Raw genomic sequence first — 20,144 nt, forward strand, 5'->3', positions numbered from 1 at the left:
CACTGCTTATGAAAATGAAATCTAATTTCTTCAAAATCAACAGAAAGTTTTATTTTTCTCTTCTTTTTTCTATTTTCTGTTTGTTTCTTTTAACGTCTTGTTCTCAGGATGATCCGGCGGATGCTCCTGTTGAAAAACCTGCAGAGTCTGTTCAAATGAAAACTTTGGGAAATCTTACTTTACAGAAGAATGTTATTATTCTGAATGATGAATCTGTCAATGCAATTTCCGTTCATAATGACAGGGAAATTACATTTAGCCGTATGACCCCGCAAACAGACAGTATTTCGGTAGGAACCGTAATTGTAGGTACTAAAATAGAAGGTGATCAGGTGAACACAATTCTTTCAAAAGTAAGCTTTGTTTCTAAAGCAAATAATCAGTTTACCGTACAAACCTCCAGCGCAAAACTTGAAGAATTTATCTATAGCGGAACGTTAAGCGGAGTATATGACCCATCCGGTAAAGCTCCCGTTAATATTGATGGAAGAATGGTTAATTACATCCCTGTAGAAGGTATGGTCTCTGAACAAATCAACCAAAAGATACTTTCTATTGAAGCGAAAAACCTTCAAAACCAGAAATTAATTACCTTCAACCGTTATAATTTCAATAAAACCTTTTCGTTTCCTCTCTCTTCAGCAGGAACATCCACTGTAAATGTACAAGGAGGATTCACACCAAAGATTGATTATAATATCACATTCTCATGGGGACACTTATCCAACTTCTATGTTAACCTCATTATGGATGATATCAAGCTTCAGAGCACTGCGAGTATTGTGGGAAGTCTGGGCTATACGGCAAGCACTACAGACTATCTAAATATACCTATTGTTCCAATCGTTTTAGGGCCTACAGGACTGATTTTAAGTCCTACTCTTTCTGCTGGTCCTTTCCTTGGAGTACAGGCTACAGGGAAAGTACAGGCACAACTTTTGGATCTTGAGGGAAATGCCAACTTTCTTGTAAGCAAAAATCCGGCGATTAATATTAATCTTCAAAAGAAATCAGAACCTGCCATCACCAGTGCAGAAGGGAACTTATCTGCTGAAGCAGGCTTAGAAGCAAAAGGAGCTGTAGGACTGATGTTTATTTCTATTCCTATTGCCAATTCCGGATTAAGAGGAAGAGCTTCTGCCCTTTCGTCTTTAGGATTGACATTTATTCCTGAAAGAAAAGGCGTGTTTTCTGTAAAAGGCAAAATCCAGGCTGATATGTTTTATGGTTTTGGAATAGCTCCTCTAAGATATGAAGGAACGATCCCTCTTTTCAAAAAAGAATATATGCTGTATCAAAAGGATTTTAGTTTCTAAAACATAATATTTATACATTAATACAAAACCACTTAAATAGTGGTTTTTTTACATAAAAAATACCCAAACATATAATTAACCTACAACTATTTAATACTTTTCATTATATTTACAAAGATGTACAATTTATAAACGATAACATTTAACACCAACTTAACTATGAAAAAAATCAAAAAACTTTTGAGAAAAGACTTATCTACAATTCTGGGCAGCGGAATAGACGGCTGTCATATGGGAGGCAACTCTTATAATTGTCAGGACGATTGCCAATGTGCCTGGGGATATGCATGCGAAATGTATGAAAACGAAAATCCCGGACAATGCATCGCCGTAGGAGGTGGTGGAAATCCAGGCGGCGGCGGATGTAATCCTCCTTCCAGATGTGAAGAACAACCATTTTAATGATAGAAAATCGGAAGTAGAGATACTTCCGATTTTTATTTTCACCCGAAAACAGATCCTTGTCAAAGCATTTCTGCCATTCATCAAATAAAATTTCATTTCTGCCTTGATCATTGTTGTTTTGCATCAGATTTTTAACAACAATTAATTTATGAAGCAGCAATTTTTAGCGCTAAGTGCATTGTTATTATGCATTTTTTGCAGTATAGAAACTAAAGCACAGCAGACTCCCGCTTTTCACATTGGGGTCAAGGGAGGGGCAAACTTTACAAAAACCTCAACAGAGTCTTCTTTGGAAGGGAAATATGGATTCGGTTATCAGGCAGGAGTAATGACAAGAATGGACATCGGAAGGTTGTATGTACAGGGAGAAGCTCTGTTCAACAAAAGGAAGACATCATACACCTCCCAAGACGGAAGCTCTTCAAAACTTTCATGGAACGCTATTGATATTCCTGTAGTGGTAGGATATAAATTCATTAAAACTGATGATTTTAATGTAAGAGCATTCGCAGGAGGTGTTTACAGCTATGCCTTTAATAATAATTTATCTTCCTCTAAGGCTTTGCAGGAAGGTTTTAAAAAGTTTGACAAATCCAATATTGGAATTACAGGAGGTATTGGGGTAGATTATAAAAACTTCACGGTAGATCTTAGGTATGAAACAGGTCTTTCAGGCATCAGTAAAGAATTTAAGTCCAAACCCCATAGTTTTTCCCTGGGAATAGGTTATTTCCTGTTCTAAAAAACTTAAATTATCTTTACCTATTAGAAACTGTTTTCCCTGCAGTTTCTAATTTTTTTATCAACTTATTTCAAGTTCCATGACAAAATCTTTTGCCTTTAAAGAATATCTATTTACTTTTAGTTTCTGGCTTGTTCTGGCTATTGTACTGTGGTGTAATTTTCAGACTACCACTGAGCAATATATTGCTATGATCCAAGCCGTTATTATTGCGGTTTCTTCATTTACATTCACTCATTTTTTAACCAATAAGCTTCTTCCGAAAGCTTTACGGGAAAAAAAGATGAAACAGTTTCTGATACAGGCTGTAATCGTTATTTTCATGTTGAGCCTTATCTTCGCTTTTATTTTCACTTATCTTGAAGTGGCTCCAAAAAATGAGCTTCCACCGAATTTCCCAGACCAGCTTCCTTTTTTGTGGAAAGGCTTTTATATGTCCTTGCCTGCTTCATTTTTGATCAACGGAGCAGCATGTGGTATAAAATTTTATAAAGAACATGGAAGGATAGAGCGTGATCATATTCTTCTTCAGCAAGCCCATCTGGAAAACCAGCTTAAACTTTTGCAGGATCAGATCAACCCTCATGTGGTATTCAATATCCTGAACCATATTCATATTCTGATGAAAACAGACACACAGCTTGCTGATTTTTTACTGATGAAATTTTCAGATATTCTACGATACCAGCTGTATCATTGTAATCAACCATTAGTTCCTTTGGATAAAGAGATTGAGTATCTTCAAAATCTTGTTGAGGTAGAAAAACTGAGATGGGGAAATGAACTGGATGTAAAAGCTTCCTGGGAAATTAATAACAGGAAAGCTTATATTGCTCCTCTGCTATTGGTGCCTTTTATCGAAAATGCCTTTAAATATGTCTGCAGGCTTCCCGGGCATAAAGGATATGTGAAAATCTCCTGCAAAGAAAAAGACAACAATCTTTATTTCTATGTTGAAAATTCCTATTCCGATATGGCTACCTACAAAAAGAAAGACGGAGCGGGCGGAATTGGCCTTCAGAATGTAAAAAAACGTTTAAAGTTGCAATATCCCGACTCTCATGATCTAAAAATTGAATCAGATCATCATATTTTCAAAATAACTTTAATTTTAACTTTATCTGACCATCATGAGCTCTAATATTCCTAAAATGAAATGCCTGATTATAGATGATGAACCTCTTGCAAGATTCCATCTTAAAGAACTGGCTGATCAAATTGATTTTTTATCAGTTGAAGGAACCTGTGCCACCGCATTGGAAGCAGACGCCAAAGTAAAGGAGAGTGAAATAGATCTTCTTTTCCTGGATATCAATATGCCTTATCTTACCGGTCTGGAATTTCTGGAACAGCTGGAAAACCCACCGTTATGTATTCTTACCACAGCCTATTCTGAATATGCTTTGGAGGGATTTCGTCTGCAGGTAGCAGATTATCTTTTAAAACCTATTGCTTTTAACCGTTTTTATCAGGCGGTAAATAAGGCACAGCAACAGTTTATCATCAGTGAAAAATTGAAAAAGAATACCCCTCTGGATGATCCTTTTCTGTATGTGAGGCAGTCTGACTCCTTTATTAAGGTTTCCTGGGTAGATATCCTATACATTGAAAGTATGCAGAATTACACCAAGCTTCATTTTAAAGATAAGTCGCTGATTATTCATCAGACGATGAAAGCGATTGAGGAATCTCTTCCTTCAGATCATTTTTTCAGGATCCATAAATCTTTCCTCATCAATATCACCCATATTGATATGATTTCGGGAGGAAGGCTTTTCATTAATAAAATTGAGCTTCCCATTTCCCGTACCCGAAAAGAGGAATTGCTTAATCAGGTGGTATATAAGAAACTGATCAGTAAGTAAAGAAGAAATAACGTATCAAAAAAGGGAAGGCGTAAAATATCTTTACAAGCCTTCCCTTTCTTATTTTTATGGCAGATTCCAGCGCAGTGATACTGCAGCATAGAATGTACTGGCAAATCTTGGATCTGCTACTTTTTTGTCTCTGAAGATGCTACTGATTTTCCTGTCATTTTCGCTGAAACTTCTCAGTATTGCCGTTCCACCTGTTACACGTAACGTAAGTTTATCATTGATTTTCAATTCAGGTCTGAGCCCAGCAGTGATCTGCTGATAACCCAGAAGCATAGATTTTCCGCCTACATTTCTCTCTACCGTCATCCCATTGAGATCTACAACAGCTTTTAAAGCAAATTTTTCTGAAAACATATAACCGGCTTCCATGCCTTGAGGGAAATTGATATTGAATTTAATTTTTCCGTTGGTCTTCCAGTCAAAATAGATCCATGGTAAAATCATAGGAACTCCAAACGCCGTAGTAAGCACCGGCCCTCCTCCTAATGAAAGATTGGGGTTAAAATGTCTGATAAACAAAATTCCTCCCTGCCCCAGTACATCATCAAAATTGACTCTTTCAAGGTCTGTATACACTCCCACAGATGCATTCATCATCATACTCCACTTTTTGCCCAAAGGTCTCATATGCTGTATTCCGACCTGCGCATTCAGCATCTCATTCGGAAATAACTGGGTTTCATAATTTTTGTGGCTCATCTTTGCATAAGATCCGCTGAGTAGCATAGACCACGATCTTACCTTCCCATCGGTATCCTTTTTTACGGATAACGGAATACTCAGGTTAAGATCTATCCTTTTAAAATCACTTTTAGAATTCGTTTTTGTGCTGTCTTCTGGACGGATATAGTTTGAGCCCGGAATATATTCTGTTTTCAGCTCTGCAGAAATCCCGGATTGTGCATTTACCCAGTATCCTAATGGCAATAAACAACATAAAACCGTCGAAAGGGTTCTTTTCATATTTTAAATTTTATGCAAAGAGAGCCCTTTGGTTATTTTTTACAAAAATTACTTGATTAAGTGTCCGGATTGTATGACAACAGGATCAAATAGGAGGATTAGTTTTCCAATATTCTGGAGAACAGGTTTCCTAAGCTGCTGCTTTTTGAGTCTTAAAAATTCGGTATCCGAACCAAACCGCGATTAATGCCATTGCAGAACGTGTTATTACCATCGGGAGGATAGAGTCTGCTTCCAAAAGCCCAATCAGTCCCGATATTAAGAAGGTAACCATCAACTGCATGAATCCAAGTAAAGCCGCTGCTGTTCCTCTTCCTTCTTTAAATGGAGACAGCGCGTGAGCGGATGTAATAGGAAACAAAATACCAATAGCCAGTAACGACAGATAAAGCATTGCAATTTCCAGAGCTACAGAAACGTTTTCAGCAGCAACCAGAATATGAAGGGAACATACCACCAGCAACACAATCGTTGCTGTAAATAAAAGGGTTGAATTGCTTATTCTTTTGATCAGTTTAGGAGTAATATAAGCCGCTGTTATCAAAGCCAGTGAGTTAAAAGCAAATATAAAACTGAACACAGTGCTTGAGAAACCATGGATTTCCATAAATAAGAATGGTGCATTTGAAATGTAAATAATCAGTGACGCAAAAGCAAGGCTCCCTACCATTGTACTGTTGATAAAATCTTTGTTGGAAAGGATCATTTTCAGCTGGTCTTTTAATCCTTTCTCATCCATCAGTTCCTCATCAGAAAGATTGATTCTGGCATTGGTTTCCGGTACATATTTGTATACCATAAAAAATGTAATCAGTCCCATGATGCATAAAAAGGCGAAAGAACTGTTCCAGCCCCAGAATTTAAGGAAAACACTTCCCAATAACGGTGCTACAATGGGAGCTATCCCACTGATCTGAGACTGCTGGGAAAAGATCGTTACCGATTTCTGTTTATCATAAAGATCAATAATGATCGCTCTACCAATAACAATTCCGGCACTTCCACCGAACGCATGCAGAAAACGCATGCCCCATAAAACATAAATATCTGAGGTAAAATAGATGGCTGTAGCTCCTATAATAAAAAGTAAAAGCCCGCAATACAGCATGGGTTTTCTTCCTTTTTTATCTGATAAAGGTCCCCATAGTAATTGTCCGAAAGCAAACCCGGCAAAGAACACCGAAATGGAGATCTGGATATGACCGATATCGGTATTAAAGATTTTAGCCATACTTGGGAAAGCAGGAAGATAAAGATCTATACTTAGCGACTCCAATGTGTTGAGCAGTGCTAAAATAAACACTACAATATTCAAATTCTTCTTCATAAATAATATAAGCCTTCACAGGCGGTTTTTCAGCTGCAAAGTTGATGTAAAAAGCTTTATTTTTCAATAAAAGAACTGAAGGAAGGATAGCACAAACTGAAGATTTCGCTTGTTAACTATAGCCATTATGAATATTTTAAAGGAACATTCTGAGGATTAGCTTTTTCCAGGTCTAAACCCATCAGGATTCTGGTTTGTATGTTTTTTGAAAAAGCGTGAAAAGTAGGAAGCGTCACTAAAACCCAATTTAAAAGCAATCTCTTTCACTGTTAAAGCACCAAAACTAAGTTCTCTTTTCGCTTCCAGGATAAGACGCTGGGAAATCATTTTTTTTACTGTTGTCCCTCTCAAAAGACGTACAATATCATTAAGATGATGTGTGCTTATCTTCAATTGATCAGCGTAGAAACCTGTTTCTTTATGTACTATATAATGCCTCTCAATAAGTCCCACCAGTTCCTGAATGCGTTGACGGTCATTCAATAAAGGTTGCTGGCTGTGAATTTGCTCCCCAATGATGATACAAAAAGCTTTCAGGTATGCCTTTAAAAGTTCCGTTCTTGATGTCGCTTTATATTCCTGCTCAATGAGTGCTATAATCGTACTGCAGGTTTTTTCATTTTTGGGATTTAAAAAAAAGGGAAGCTCTCCTCCTGTGAGTACCGATTCTATATCACAGGCTTCATTGAAAATTTCTCTGCTTATTGCCATTGCATATCCTTCCTCTCCTTCCAGTTTCATATTGAATGCCTGCCCTGGTGCAATGATACAGATTTGATTATTTTCCAGTTTATAGCTTTCAAAATCCAGTTCTAAACGGCTGTTTTCAAAGACTTCTCTGAACCAGATAATTTCAAAAAAATTATGCCGGTGAACATCATGAAAGTTCTCTGGGCCTGCAGCACTCAAAGTACTCATCTGAAATTCTTCAGAAGTGAGATGGTGAACCGGGATTTCTTTTTCTGCTGTAATCATTACTCTGTTGTAAAATAATTAGCTATAAACAAAAACCACAGCAAAAAAAGTGCTGCGGTTTTCTTACAATATTTAAAATTAAATATAATTTTTCGGTTTTATTGGTTTAAAAAGGCATCCCAACCTTGAGCAGTCAGCGCTACCAGCTGGTTAGACCCTCTTGCTACCATAAAGTTTCCTTCTTCTTTTTCTACAGCATGTCCTATAATGGTAAAATCCGGGTGATTTTTAATTTTATCAAAATCATCTGGTGAAATCGTGAACAGAAGTTCATAATCTTCACCTCCGCTTAAAGCAGTCATTACCGGATTCAGGTTCATTTCATCCGCGGTAGAGATGGTAAGATTATCCAATGGTACTTTTTCTTCATACAATCTGAATCCTACTTTTGACTGGTCAGAAAGGTGAAGAATTTCAGAAGCCAGCCCATCAGAAATATCAATCATAGAAGTTGGTTTTATATCCAGTTCTTCCAGAATCGTTTTAACGTCTGTTCTTGCTTCAGGTTTCAGTTGTCTTTCCAGGATATAGTCGTAGCCTTCCATTTCCGGCTGCATGTTTGGATCTGCAAGATATACAGCATGCTCTCTTTCAAGAATCTGTAATCCCATATAAGCTCCACCCAAATCTCCTGTTACCACAAGAAGATCATTAGGTTTTGCTCCGCTTCTTTTGACGATATTTTCATCATTTTCAATTCCTACAGCAGTAATGCTCATTACCAGCCCTGAATTGGAACTTGTTGTATCTCCTCCTATCAAATCCACTTTGTATCTTCCGCAGGCAGCCTGAATTCCGGAATAGATTTCTTCTAAAGCTTCCACCGGAAAACGGTTGGAAACTGCAAGGGAAACCAATATCTGTGTAGGTGTTGCATTCATTGCTGCAATATCGCTAAGGTTTACCACCACCGCTTTATATCCTAAATGCTTCAAGGGTACATATCCCAGATTAAAGTGTACTCCTTCTGCCAGTACGTCTGTAGTAAGAACTACTTTTTTGTTATCAGGATTGATTACTGCTGCATCATCTCCTACTCCAAGTTCTGAAGATTCATTGGATAGCAGAAAATGTTCTGTCAAATGTTTAATAAGACCGAATTCTCCTAATTTTGAAATGGGCGTCAGCTCCTGTGATTTATCTTCAAACATAATTTCTGTTTATAAGTGATCATTAATAAATGATAATTGATGCATCAAGAATACAATATTTCATCGCTGTCATTGACCAATCATCATTCATCATTTATATATTAATTTCTGCCGGGTCGATATTGTGTGGGTGAAAAGGAAATTTTTTGAAATCTTCTTTCGATAATACAACCGTTTCCGGACTTTTATACTTATTCATTGCTTCCACTACATCATCCGGCGGAGTGGTCATTTTTCTAAGCATCATATCAATCCATACTCCTGTAGCTTCTGCAGTCGCACAGTGCATTCCATCCGGTGTATAGAATTTGTGTACGAAACGGTAGATAGAAGAATCTTCTGCACATCCGTCTATTTCCACACTTACAATGACAATTTGATCTGCATAGATTTCTTTGAAGAAAGAATATCTTTCATGCAGGATTACAGGACCTATTCCCCATCTGCTTAGCTGGGTAACTCCCATTTTCTCTTTAGTCATAAAAGCCATTCTGGCTTGCGCACAATATTGTACATAGGATGAATTGGCTAAGTGCTTATTAGCATCAAGATCGCTCCATCGCACTTCAAATTTATGGTAGAAAATCATTTGAAAATCGTTTTTGGTCTCGTTAAAATTATAATCTTCAAAAATACTCAAATAAGATGGTTTATAAAAATTGTACTTTTGAAAAAATAATCTTCCGCATAGGATTACATATACATGAAACAGATCATTATTATCGGAGGCGGTGCTGCAGGCTTTTTCTGTGCATCCAATCTTGACGAAAAGAAATATACAATTACGATTTTAGAACAGAACTCAGATGTCCTTCAGAAAGTTAAAATTTCCGGAGGCGGACGTTGTAATGTGACTCACGCATGCTTTGACCCCAGAGAGCTTGTTCAGTTTTATCCTCGTGGAAACAAGGAACTGCTAAGTGTTTTCAGCAAATTTCAGCCTGGTGACACGATGGAATGGTTTGATCAGCGTAATGTTCCCTTGAAAATTGAAAATGACAACAGAACTTTTCCTGAAAGCAACTCTTCTCAGACGATCATCAATACTTTTCTGAATGAGACCCAAAAGAAAAATGTCTCCGTAAGAACAAAATGTACGGTAAAAGAGATTGAAAAGCAGGATGAAAAATATATCGTAAAAACCAATTCCGGGGATTTTGAGGCAGATTATATCGTGTATACAACGGGAAGCTCTCCAAAGTCTTTAAAAATGGTTGAAAATCTGGGACATAAGATTGTAGATCTTGTTCCTTCCCTCTTTACTTTCAATATTAAAGATGAATTGCTAAAAGATCTTCCGGGAACAAGCTTTGAAAACGCAGGAATTTCTATTCCAAAACTAAAAACTGAGGAGAGTGGACCGCTGCTTATTACCCACTGGGGACTTTCCGGACCTGCTGTTTTGAAAATTTCTGCATGGGAAGCCATAAGTCTTGCAAAACTAAAATATAACTTTGAAATTGAAGTTAATTTTATCTCCATAGAAATGGATGAAGCAGAAGAACTCTTCAATAACTTTAAACAAAGTAATCCTAAAAAGACTATTGGGCAGTCTAAGATTTTTGATATTACCAACAGGTTCTGGCAGAAGATTTTAGATATTTCAAAAGTTGACCTCAACAAACAGGTGGCTAATATTTCCGGAAAGGAAATGGAGAAAATTCTTGAAAATCTTTGCAAAAAGAAGTTTCAGGTAACTGGAAAATCAACTTTTAAAGATGAATTCGTGACAGCTGGAGGGGTTGATTTAAAGGAAATTAACTTCAAAAACATGTCTTCAAAACTTCTTCCTAATTTCTATATTGCCGGAGAAGTTCTCAATATAGATGCCGTGACAGGTGGGTTCAATTTCCAGGCTTGCTGGAGTGAAGGATGGCTGATTGCACAGGATCTCAACAGCTTATAAAAAAATATTACTTTTAATAAAAACTAAATACATGAAAAAAAAATTCGGGTTCTTTCTTCTACTCTTGTTCTGTTTAGGATACAGCCAGGAAAAAACGATTGTCTCTGACTGGACTTCATTCACGCAAGCTGTCAATATAGAGAATAAACAGAATTGGAACTTCCGTATCACCGCAAAAATCAGAAAAGATAATGAGGATAATGGTTCCAATTGTGGGTTATGGTGCAGAATAGATAATAAAGATGAGTCTACCAGTTTCTTTGAAAATCAATATTATGGAATCCAAGTAACCCATGAATGGAAAACCTACGAAATAAAAGGCACTATCAGTCCATCTGCGAAGACCATGAATATCGGAGCTTTTGCACAAAGCAACGGGGATTTTTATTTTGACAATTTTAAGCTGGAACTCAATGATGGAAAGTCAAAAAAATGGACTGAAATTCCGCTGGAAAACTCAGGTTTTGAAAAAGAGATTGCATCTTCAAATGGTTGGTTTGAAGGAATCCGTTCTCAGAAAATAAAGCACGTAAAACATTTTACAATTGAAACTTCAGATTACAAACCATTCAGTGGCAACAAATCTTTGTTGATTAAAGGTCGTGGTATTATTGGAACAATGCCGGAAGGAAAATTTATGGACGTTAATGGTATCAAATTATACTATGAAGTCTATGGAGAAGGTGAACCAGTTCTTATGCTTCATGGCAATGGCCAATCCATCAGTGCCTTTATGAATCAAAAAGATATATTTGCTAAAAAATATAAAGTAATCATTGTCGATTGCCGTGAACGGGGAAGATCTACGTATGACAAAACGAAAGAACTTACTTTTGATATTCAGACAGAAGATCTCAAGCAGTTTTTAGAGAAGCTGAACATCAAAAAAACAAAAATTCTTGGCTGGAGTGACGGAGGAATCCTCGCGCTCTCTATGGCAATGAAATATCCGGAGATGGTAGACAAAATAGCATGCTCAGGAGCCAATATATTTCCGGAAGGAGTCAAAGATAATGATTTAAAATCCATGAAAGAAATGCTCGTGAATCTTACTAAAGAGAATAAAGACCATAAAAATGACATCTTTATTGATCTTCTCAATCTGGATTTGAAGTATCCTCAATGGAAGTATAAAGACCTGAATAAAATTCAGTGCCCATCATTGATCATTGCTGGTGATAATGATCTTATAAAAACAGAGCATACGGTAAAAATCGCAGAATCTATCCCAAAAGGACAATTAGCTATTATCCCAAATGCAAATCATTATGTTCCTGAAGAAAAACCGGAATTGTTCAATGAACTAGTCATAGACTTCTTTGAAAATAAATAAACTGAACACCTATAATCATGAAAAAAGTACTAGCATTCATTTTATGTCTTGGATTTGGGCTCACTTTCGCCCAAACACAACCTACCGAAGATCATTCCAGAGATGAATATAAGTCTGAACAAAGTAAGCAGGCAGAATATCCTGGTGGAATTTCTGCATTCATGCGGGATGTAAGTCAAAAAATTAATTCTAACCGAATAAAGGGACCAAAAGGTAAAGCCCATTCCAACGCAAAGTTCTCAGTCAGCGCTAAAGGTGATATAGAAACTATTATTGTAACAGGAGAAAATGAATCTCTTAATCATGAAGTGGAAAGAGCAATGAAATCTATGAAAACCAAATGGACTCCCGGAGAGTACAAAGGACATCCTGCATTGATTTGGTTTACTGTCCCTTTCACTATCAATTTTGAATAATTAAATGCTCTCTGCTAAAAGAAATACATCTATCCTTTTTAAAATCCTTCTCGTCATAGGATTTGGATACTTCTTTTGGCTGATGCTAAAGATTACGTTAGAATATATTCCTTTTAATCCTGAAGCCAGTTTTCTGATGATTAAGCAGACGGAAGTGGTAGAAAGACCTGAATATCTCACATTTTTCTATACTCACGTTTATACGAGTATTTTTGTTCTTCTCTCAGGGTTTTTAGCTATACTGAGAAAAGATTTTGGAGTAAAAAACTTCCACCGGAATATGGGAAAAGTGTATATTTTTCTCATTCTGATCTTCGCTGCACCTTCAGGAATTTATATGGGGATATTCGCCAATGGAGGTCTTTTATCAAAGATTTCGTTTATTATTTTGGGCTTTTTATGGTGGTTTTCAACGTTTAAAGCGTATCAGCTGGCAAGACAAAAGAAGTTTAAAGAACACAAACAATGGATGTGGCGCAGTTTTGCTTTTACACTATCTGCGATTACCCTGAGAATGTGGAAAGTTATTATTGTATATTTATTTCATCCCAATCCTATGGATGTTTATCAGATCATTGCATGGCTGGGCTGGATTCCCAATATCCTTATTATTGAATATTTAATCACAAAAAAACATATATGAAAATTGTAAATTACACATTGATTTCTTTACTGGCAGTTTCTTTGGCAAGCTGTAAAAAAGAGGGAAAGACCAATGAATCGGGGAAAGATTCTCTGACTGCAAAAAAAGATTCTGTTGTTATTCCTGAAGTTCACAAAGAATATTACGGAATCTATACCGGAGAATTTGCCGGAATGGAAAAGGTCGTTGACGAAACAGATGGTTCGGAATATGACGTTGATAATTATAAAAGAATTTCTTTAAAGATCAACAGAATCACCAAGGACAGCGTTTACGGACAAAGTATTGTGAATGGCAATCAACGTCCATTCAGAGGGATTTTCAATGAGGCTTCAGCGTCTTTTGTTCTGGATGAACCGGGAAATGACAAAACTGACGGAAGGTTTGAAGTAAAACTGAAAGGAGACAGCTTAACCGGAAAATGGAATGTCTTTAACAAAACAGCAGTCAAAGCTCCTTCCAAAACACTCAAGCTTACTAAAAAAGAGTTTGTGTATAATCCCAACTTTATGCTGGATAAAGATTCTGACCTGGTAGACTGGTCCAATCCTAAAGAATTCACAGAAAAGTACAAGGATGAAGAAACAGGCAAGACAGAAAGCTATAAAACATCCAAAAACCGTGTCGCTTCAGAAGCCATATTCAAACTGAATGCCTCCAAGCAGAAACTGACGGAAAAAGATCTTAAAAACTTAAGAAAACTTGATCTTGAGATCATCAAAAATTCCGTATTTGCAAGACATGGCTACTCTTTCAAAAAAGAAACCTATAGAAATTTCTTTGAACAAACAGACTGGTACATCCCGGTTTCCAGCAATGTAGATAATGATCTTTCTCCTATGGAAAAGGAAAATGTAGCTTTACTGAACCGTTTTACCAAGTATGCAGAGGATAAATATGATAGTTTTGGGAGATAAACAATAGGGATTAGGTTGCAGCTGTTAGGGATTAGGGGTTGAGGTTAAGTTTTCACTTTTTGTCATCCTTACGAAAAGATAAAGCAGCAGACATCCTACAGCATAGCACAGGTTATCAATCCATGAAAAAGAATTTCCGATAACAATATACATCAGGCTTCCAGGACGGAAGCCTAATTTTTCTGCAATATGGAAGTACTGAGCAAATTCTATCAGAAAGGAAAAAATAAGAATCCCCAGAATCAGTTTTTCATTATTTACCTTTACAAAACTCTTTACGAAAGTGTAAAGAAGCATCACCACAATAACATCCCCGAGATAAGCTCTTACGAAGAAAACATGACTCAGTTTGGTGGCTATCAATACTTCTATAAGAAAAATAAATAGGGTCAGAAGAAGATATTTCAGGCTGAATTGTAATTTCATTTCAAAAGGGATTAGGCATAAAAAATCGGTATTCAAGGAACACCGATCTATTATATATAAGCAAATATATTATTTCTTTACTTTAATTGTACATCCTATGGCTACTGTTTTAGTCATTTTTACCGATTCACCTTTTATCAGAGCATTTACAGCATCCTGAGCATAATATTCGGATACGTCATTCGGGTTATCATAATTATTGTCAATAGCACCGATATATTTCACGATATTCTTCCCGTTTTCTTTCTTAAGAACAAAAACATGAGGTGTCTTTGTTGCTCCATACTGCGGATAAATTTTCTGCCCTTCATCTACCAGATACGGAAAAGTAAACCCCTTTTGCTTTGCTCTTTCGATCATCTGCTGGTAACCGTCTTCCGGCTGTACATTAGGATCATTAGGATTGATTGCGATAACCGGATATCCCTGAGCTTTGTATTTTTTATCCAGCTCAATAATCCTGTCTTCATATTTCTTGGCGTATGGGCAGTGATTGCATGTAAATACCACAATGAATCCTTTTGCACTCTTAAAATCGCTTAAAGAAACCATTTTGCCATCAATATTTTTAAGCTTAAAATCAGCAGCTTCATCCCCTACTTCATAGCCTTTAGCAGCAATATTTTCTTTATGACTTTTGTTTTTATCATGATCTTTCGTTGTAAAACTCAGTAATCCCAGTCCAACGATGAATGCGGTCATTAAAATTTTCAGGTTTTTCATAATCGATTATTTATTGTAGATTTTCTTTAATTGTTTTTTCAAGGTCTGCTTTACTCATTTCACCATCATTGAAGTGAAATTTCACCCCGTTTTTATAGAACAGCGTTACCGGAATATTCCCATCCCAGTCTTTTTCAAACTTTGGAATCCAGGTATTCATTCTTTTGATATCATCCAGTAAGAGAACCTCAGCGGTAAGGTTTTTATTTTTAACGAATTTCAATACTCTTTCTTTATCTGCCAGCCTGTCCAGTGAAACTAAAATCATTTTAAATTTCTGATTATCCGTAAACTCAGCATTCACTTCCATAAAATGAGGAAGTTCTTTTACGCATGGCCCACAGGTTGTTGACCAAAAGTTTACAACCAATAATTTATCTTGTTCCTGCTGAATCCGCTTTTCCAGATCTTCATATTTTATCACAGAAACATCAGTCTGCTGGGCTTTACAAACCGTACAAAATATAAATACTGCTAATATCTTTATTAAATTCTTCATATTCAAAACCATAAAACACTACAATTCAAAAATATATAAAAAATGACTTTTTCTTATTTCATAAATTATCTACAAATGAACAACTTATTTTTATCACCAATACATTTTTTTAATACTTTTACAGCCTTAAACTTAAAACCATGAAAAAAACTTATTTGCTTCTGCCAATTTTCTTTTTGGCATCATGCTCTAGCAGTAACAATGATGATGATTCATCTAACAACAACGGGAACAACAATGATAACAATCCGGTTTTAGTAACGAAAATGACGATGGACGGAGATGTCTTAACGTTTACCTATAACGGTTCAAAAATTTCTCAGATCAAAAATCTTACCGAAGGAAGTGTAACTACATTTATATATTCTGGTGATCTTATCACACAATCTGTAGTTAATGGCTCAAATACCTCTCTTACTACTAAATTTACCTACGACGGAAATGGCAGATTATCAAAAAAGACAATTAACGGAATTGATTTCGGCGGACAGTGGAGTTCAGAATCCAACTATACTTATCAAGCCAATAATAATGTAAAAATACTTTATACTGCATCTACTTCAGCATCAACAAGAAATGAAACAAGAAATGCTGTACTAAATGCTGATGGCTCTATGAGCAGCTGGACCGGTACTCTTTCAAGAACTCAAAATAATACTACTGAAACAGCAACTTCTACCTTAAAAACAGTAGTATATGATACAAAAAATGCTCCTTTAAAAAATATAACCGGATACCTAAAGATTGTTGATAATGAAGATGAAAGCGGATCTGCTCACAATACATTAAGCTACAATCACATCGTCAGTTATAATAATGGAACCGGAACTGAATGGACAATATTCAAATCTAATTTTGAATACAATGCCAGCGGCTATCCTACAAAAGAAATCCGAAGCTATTATGATAAAACAGGAAATACACCTACAGGTTCCACTGATGTTAATTTATACGAATACAATCATTTATAAAACACTGAGCGCTTAAAGCGCTCTTTTTATTTTCCATACACAGATATGTTAATTTTTTCACAACCAGTAGAATTATATGAATGATTTTGTATATTTGAGTAGAATCAAAAACTAAATTTACCATGAAAAAACAAAACATTCAAAAGAGAAAGCTTTACAAAAGCGAACTAAAAGAAATTAATGGTGGAGCACTTCCTCCAAGATGTCTTCGAGGGTTCTGTACACATCCTGATTCAGGAGAAATGGTTCCGGGTCTTGTAGGAAAAGACGGATTCTGTTGCTAATCAAAAAATTTCAAGAAAAATCAAATCAAAACTAAGATTATCATGAGAAAATCAAACATTCAAAAAAGAAAATTGACAAAAAGTGAATTGAAAGATATTAAAGGAAGCGGAAGATTATGCTTTGATGGATTCTGCCGCATGGGAGAATTTGAAGATTGGCAGCTTGGTGCTGGTGACAAAAATGGATTTTGCTGCTAATATCAGCAAACTTATCAGATAAATTAAAAAGGATTGAGGCAGCCCCTCAATCTTTTTTTATGGAATGCAGCTTCTTCAGGAATGATAAGGCCATTATCAAAAACATAACTTAACAATTTGAATAACAATATTTTGAATCAATAAAAATATTATGTAAATTCGCTTTTACCAAATTCAAATTACTATGAAAAATTCAAAAAATCAAAAAAGAAAGCTTAACAAAAGTGAGCTAAAAGAGATCAGCGGCGGAGCCAACAGACCTATCTGCCCAAGAGTAATAAGCTGTACAGATCCGCACACAGGAGAAGAACGCTCCGGAGTTCCTGGCATGCAGGATGGATTTTGCTGTTAATCTTACAGAATATTGTTAAATAAAAATGATTGGATTAACCTCCAATCATTTTTTTTATCGAATTCAGCTTCATTAAAGCTTCAATAGGTGTCAGCGTGTTGATATCTATTTTTGTCAGTTCTTCGCGGATATTTTCCAGAACGGGATCATCCAGCTGGAAGAAAGAGAGCTGCATATTTTCCTCTGTCACTCTTTTGATATTCTCAGAAGTGCTTCCACTGCCCTGAGTTCTGCTCGCTTCAAGTGTTTTAAGAATTTCATTGGCTCTGTTGACCACTTTAGAAGGCATTCCCGCCAGTTTTGCAACATGGATACCGAAACTATGTTCACTTCCCCCGGGAACCAGTTTTCTAAGAAAGATGATATTTCCTTTATTTTCCTGAATAGAAACATGGAAATTTTTTACCCTTTCAAAATTAACCGTCATTTCATTCAGCTCATGGTAATGTGTTGCAAATAAGGTTTTAGCCTGCGTAGGATGTTGATGAAGATATTCTGCAATTGCCCATGCAATAGAAACCCCGTCGTAAGTAGAAGTTCCACGGCCGATTTCATCCAGCAGAATCAGGCTTCGTTCTGAAATATTATTCAAAATATTAGCAGCCTCGTTCATTTCTACCATGAAAGTAGATTCTCCTGCAGAAATATTGTCTGTAGCTCCTACCCTTGTAAAGATCTTATCCAGTAATCCGATTTCAGCATGTTTTGCAGGTACAAAACTTCCGATCTGAGCCAAAAGACATACAATAGCCGTCTGACGCAGAATGGCAGATTTACCGGCCATGTTCGGCCCTGTCACCATGATAATCTGCTGAGAATCTTTATCCAGAAATATATCATTCGGAATATATTTTTCCCCAAGAGGAAGTGCATTCTCAATGATCGGGTGTCTGGCTTCTTTTAAATCGATAGCATAACCGTCATTCAAAACAGGTCTTGTATAGCTTTCAGAAACAGCCAGTTCAGATAATCCGGAAGCCACATCAAGCTGAGCAATGATATTGGAGTTCCCTTGAATCTGATCAATATAAATCATTGTTTCTGCACATAAGTTTCTGTACAGCGAGGTTTCCAGAACCCCTATTTTTTCTTCGGCACCCAGAATCTGGCTTTCGTATTCCTTTAATTCTTCAGTAATATATCTCTCCGCATTCACTAAGGTCTGCTTTCTTACCCAGTCATCCGGAACTTTATCTTTATGAGTATTTCGAACTTCAATATAGTATCCGAAAACATTATTAAAATCAATTTTAAGGCTTGTAATACCTGTTCTTTCAATCTCTCTCTGGCACATTTCGTCCAGGAATCCACGCCCTTTGCTCTGTAGATTTCTCAATCTGTCCAGCTCTTCAGAAACTCCTTCTTTAATGACATTTCCTTTGGCAATACTTACCGGAAGTTCTTCATTAAGATGATTTTGCAGAAACTTAATCAATTCTTCAAGGTCAAACAAGGGTTCCAGCCACGCCAGCACATCTGCATGAGGATGCAATAAAGCTTTGATTGTATGAATATTAATTAAACTTTGGCGAAGATATCCCAGTTCTTTAGGTGAAATTTTCTCTGCGGCCAGTTTGCCCATCAATCGGTCCAGGTCAGAAATCGATTTCAAAAGCTGGCAAATTTCGTATTTAAGAGTATCTTTTTCGTTTAAGAAATCAATCAGAGAAAGTCTTCTCATGATCTCGTCCACTGATTTTAAAGGAAGAATGATTCTTCTTCTCAAAAGCCTTCCTCCCATCGGAGTAGAGGTTTTATCAATGATATCCAGCAGAGATTTCCCCTGTGGATTGCTTGGATAAACAATTTCCAGGTTTCTAAGGGTAAAATTATCCATCATCAGATAATCTTCCTGTGGAATGATCTGAAGTTTGGTAATATGGGCAAGCAGATTATGATGGGTATCTTCTACCAGATAGGCAAAAATGGCTCCTGCTGCTGTAATAGCCAAGGGAAGATTTTCTACCCCAAATCCTTTTAAAGAATTGGTTTTAAAATGATTCGTTAATTTCTCGTAGGCAAAATTATATTGAAAAGCCCAGTCTTCCAGTTTGAAGGCATTTTTATTCTTAATCTGCTCCGGAATCTGCACACTTCTCTGGTAAATAATCTCGCTGGGATCAAAAGTATTGACAATGTGCAATAGCTTCTCCAGGTTTCCTTCACTTACCAGAAATTCTCCTGTAGAGATATCTACAAGGGCAATTCCATATTTCTCTTTTTCTTTATGTAAAGAAAGAAGGAAATTGTTCTTTTTGGAATTTAATACCTGATCATTGAAGGTAACTCCCGGCGTAACCAATTCAGTAACACCTCTTTTCACAATACCCTTTACCATTTTAGGATCTTCAAGCTGATCACAGATCGCTACTCTCATACCTGCCCTTACCAATTTTGGAAGATAAGAATCTACAGAGTGATGTGGAAATCCGGCCAGCTCTATATGCCCATCACCATTGGCTCTTTTAGTAAGCACAATACCCAGAATCTGAGAAGTTCTGACAGCATCCTGCCCAAAAGTTTCATAAAAATCCCCAACCCTGAATAATAATAGCGCATCAGGGTATTTCGCCTTGATGGTATTGTACTGCGTCATTAATGGGGTTTCTTTCTTCGCTGCTTTTGCCATAGTAAAAAATGAGCCCCAAATTTAGAAAAATAAATTCAGGGTAAGAGAATTGTTTAGGGGTTAATCTTCTATACTTTTCTTTATCAGTAAT

Annotated in this window: 23 protein-coding genes; 14 read left to right on the forward strand and 9 right to left on the reverse strand. The window is 36.4% G+C overall.

Features of this window, described 5'->3' with window-relative positions; translation table 11 throughout:
- Positions 1-8: 8 nt before the first annotated feature.
- The 5 genes from AC57AW_RS06015 (at position 9) to AC57AW_RS06035 (ending at position 4,328) form a co-directional block, all read left to right on the forward strand.
- Positions 9-1,316, forward strand: a complete 1,308-nt coding sequence (locus AC57AW_RS06015; protein WP_496351181.1) for a hypothetical protein — start codon at positions 9-11, stop codon at positions 1,314-1,316.
- 159 nt (positions 1,317-1,475) lie between these two features.
- Positions 1,476-1,718 carry a hypothetical protein gene (locus AC57AW_RS06020; RefSeq protein ID WP_496351182.1) on the forward strand — a complete coding sequence of 81 codons (243 nt, stop codon included), beginning with the start codon at positions 1,476-1,478 and terminating at the stop codon, positions 1,716-1,718.
- Between the two features lie 151 nt (positions 1,719-1,869).
- Complete coding sequence (locus tag AC57AW_RS06025) at positions 1,870-2,463, forward strand: porin family protein (RefSeq protein ID WP_496351183.1); 594 nt, start codon at positions 1,870-1,872, stop codon at positions 2,461-2,463.
- A 79-nt stretch (positions 2,464-2,542) separates the two neighbouring features.
- Positions 2,543-3,604 carry a sensor histidine kinase gene (locus AC57AW_RS06030; protein ID WP_318847583.1) on the forward strand — a complete coding sequence of 354 codons (1,062 nt, stop codon included), beginning with the start codon at positions 2,543-2,545 and terminating at the stop codon, positions 3,602-3,604.
- Positions 3,594-4,328, forward strand: a complete 735-nt coding sequence (locus AC57AW_RS06035) for a LytR/AlgR family response regulator transcription factor (RefSeq protein ID WP_496351184.1) — start codon at positions 3,594-3,596, stop codon at positions 4,326-4,328. The genes AC57AW_RS06030 and AC57AW_RS06035 overlap by 11 nt, the downstream gene beginning before the upstream one ends.
- 66 nt (positions 4,329-4,394) lie before the next feature.
- Here the strand turns inward: AC57AW_RS06035 and AC57AW_RS06040 are convergent, their stop codons facing one another.
- From AC57AW_RS06040 to AC57AW_RS06060, 5 genes are all read right to left on the reverse strand, one after another.
- Positions 4,395-5,303, reverse strand: coding sequence for a DUF6268 family outer membrane beta-barrel protein (locus AC57AW_RS06040; RefSeq protein WP_496351186.1), 909 nt, complete (start codon positions 5,301-5,303; stop codon positions 4,395-4,397).
- Between the two features lie 130 nt (positions 5,304-5,433).
- Positions 5,434-6,630 (reverse strand): multidrug effflux MFS transporter, encoded by a 1,197-nt coding sequence (locus AC57AW_RS06045; RefSeq protein ID WP_496351187.1) that lies wholly within the window; start codon positions 6,628-6,630, stop codon positions 5,434-5,436.
- Positions 6,631-6,786: 156 nt separating this feature from the next.
- On the reverse strand, positions 6,787-7,605 hold the full coding sequence (locus tag AC57AW_RS06050) for a helix-turn-helix domain-containing protein (RefSeq protein ID WP_496351188.1): 819 nt from the start codon (positions 7,603-7,605) through the stop codon (positions 6,787-6,789).
- A gap of 98 nt (positions 7,606-7,703) precedes the next feature.
- Positions 7,704-8,756: a thiamine-phosphate kinase gene (gene thiL / locus AC57AW_RS06055; protein ID WP_496351189.1), complete on the reverse strand. Its 1,053-nt coding sequence runs from the start codon at positions 8,754-8,756 to the stop codon at positions 7,704-7,706.
- 94 nt (positions 8,757-8,850) lie between these two features.
- Complete coding sequence (locus AC57AW_RS06060) at positions 8,851-9,345, reverse strand: acyl-CoA thioesterase (RefSeq protein ID WP_047422103.1); 495 nt, start codon at positions 9,343-9,345, stop codon at positions 8,851-8,853.
- Between the two features lie 114 nt (positions 9,346-9,459).
- On the opposite strand from AC57AW_RS06060, the gene AC57AW_RS06065 reads away from it, so the two are divergent.
- The 5 genes from AC57AW_RS06065 to AC57AW_RS06085 are packed head-to-tail and all read left to right on the forward strand — an operon-like array spanning position 9,460 to position 13,971.
- Positions 9,460-10,662 (forward strand): BaiN/RdsA family NAD(P)/FAD-dependent oxidoreductase, encoded by a 1,203-nt coding sequence (locus tag AC57AW_RS06065; RefSeq protein ID WP_496351190.1) that lies wholly within the window; start codon positions 9,460-9,462, stop codon positions 10,660-10,662.
- Positions 10,663-10,693: 31 nt separating this feature from the next.
- Positions 10,694-11,995 (forward strand): alpha/beta fold hydrolase, encoded by a 1,302-nt coding sequence (locus AC57AW_RS06070; RefSeq protein ID WP_496351191.1) that lies wholly within the window; start codon positions 10,694-10,696, stop codon positions 11,993-11,995.
- Positions 11,996-12,012: 17 nt separating this feature from the next.
- Entirely contained in the window at positions 12,013-12,411 is a 399-nt protein-coding gene (locus AC57AW_RS06075; RefSeq protein WP_496351192.1) for a hypothetical protein, read from the forward strand.
- 4 nt (positions 12,412-12,415) lie between these two features.
- Positions 12,416-13,054: a DUF2306 domain-containing protein gene (locus AC57AW_RS06080; protein ID WP_496351193.1), complete on the forward strand. Its 639-nt coding sequence runs from the start codon at positions 12,416-12,418 to the stop codon at positions 13,052-13,054.
- Entirely contained in the window at positions 13,051-13,971 is a 921-nt protein-coding gene (locus tag AC57AW_RS06085; protein WP_496351194.1) for a YARHG domain-containing protein, read from the forward strand. Before AC57AW_RS06080 ends, AC57AW_RS06085 begins: the two co-directional genes overlap by 4 nt.
- Before the next feature lie 24 nt (positions 13,972-13,995).
- Here AC57AW_RS06085 and AC57AW_RS06090 read toward each other — a convergent pair whose 3' ends face one another.
- From AC57AW_RS06090 to AC57AW_RS06100, 3 genes are all read right to left on the reverse strand, one after another.
- The gene (locus AC57AW_RS06090) at positions 13,996-14,397 is read right to left on the reverse strand and encodes a ribosomal maturation YjgA family protein (protein WP_496351195.1); all 402 of its coding nucleotides are present in this window, start codon (positions 14,395-14,397) and stop codon (positions 13,996-13,998) included.
- 69 nt (positions 14,398-14,466) lie between these two features.
- Complete coding sequence (locus tag AC57AW_RS06095) at positions 14,467-15,120, reverse strand: thioredoxin family protein (RefSeq protein WP_496351196.1); 654 nt, start codon at positions 15,118-15,120, stop codon at positions 14,467-14,469.
- Between the two features lie 10 nt (positions 15,121-15,130).
- Positions 15,131-15,619, reverse strand: coding sequence for a TlpA family protein disulfide reductase (locus AC57AW_RS06100; RefSeq protein ID WP_496351197.1), 489 nt, complete (start codon positions 15,617-15,619; stop codon positions 15,131-15,133).
- A 140-nt stretch (positions 15,620-15,759) separates the two neighbouring features.
- Between AC57AW_RS06100 and AC57AW_RS06105 the strand changes: the two genes are divergently transcribed.
- The 4 genes from AC57AW_RS06105 (at position 15,760) to AC57AW_RS06120 (ending at position 17,424) form a co-directional block, all read left to right on the forward strand.
- Positions 15,760-16,590, forward strand: coding sequence for a hypothetical protein (locus AC57AW_RS06105; protein WP_496351198.1), 831 nt, complete (start codon positions 15,760-15,762; stop codon positions 16,588-16,590).
- A 122-nt stretch (positions 16,591-16,712) separates the two neighbouring features.
- Positions 16,713-16,874 carry a hypothetical protein gene (locus AC57AW_RS06110; RefSeq protein WP_318847597.1) on the forward strand — a complete coding sequence of 54 codons (162 nt, stop codon included), beginning with the start codon at positions 16,713-16,715 and terminating at the stop codon, positions 16,872-16,874.
- A gap of 42 nt (positions 16,875-16,916) precedes the next feature.
- Entirely contained in the window at positions 16,917-17,072 is a 156-nt protein-coding gene (locus tag AC57AW_RS06115; protein WP_318847598.1) for a hypothetical protein, read from the forward strand.
- Positions 17,073-17,256: 184 nt separating this feature from the next.
- Positions 17,257-17,424 (forward strand): hypothetical protein, encoded by a 168-nt coding sequence (locus AC57AW_RS06120; protein WP_318847599.1) that lies wholly within the window; start codon positions 17,257-17,259, stop codon positions 17,422-17,424.
- A gap of 34 nt (positions 17,425-17,458) precedes the next feature.
- Here the strand turns inward: AC57AW_RS06120 and mutS are convergent, their stop codons facing one another.
- The gene (gene mutS, locus AC57AW_RS06125) at positions 17,459-20,053 is read right to left on the reverse strand and encodes a DNA mismatch repair protein MutS (RefSeq protein WP_496351199.1); all 2,595 of its coding nucleotides are present in this window, start codon (positions 20,051-20,053) and stop codon (positions 17,459-17,461) included.
- Between the last annotated feature and the right edge of the window lie 91 nt (positions 20,054-20,144).

Source organism: Chryseobacterium sp. BGA-UO-ETr-SB22 (assembly GCF_059567885.1).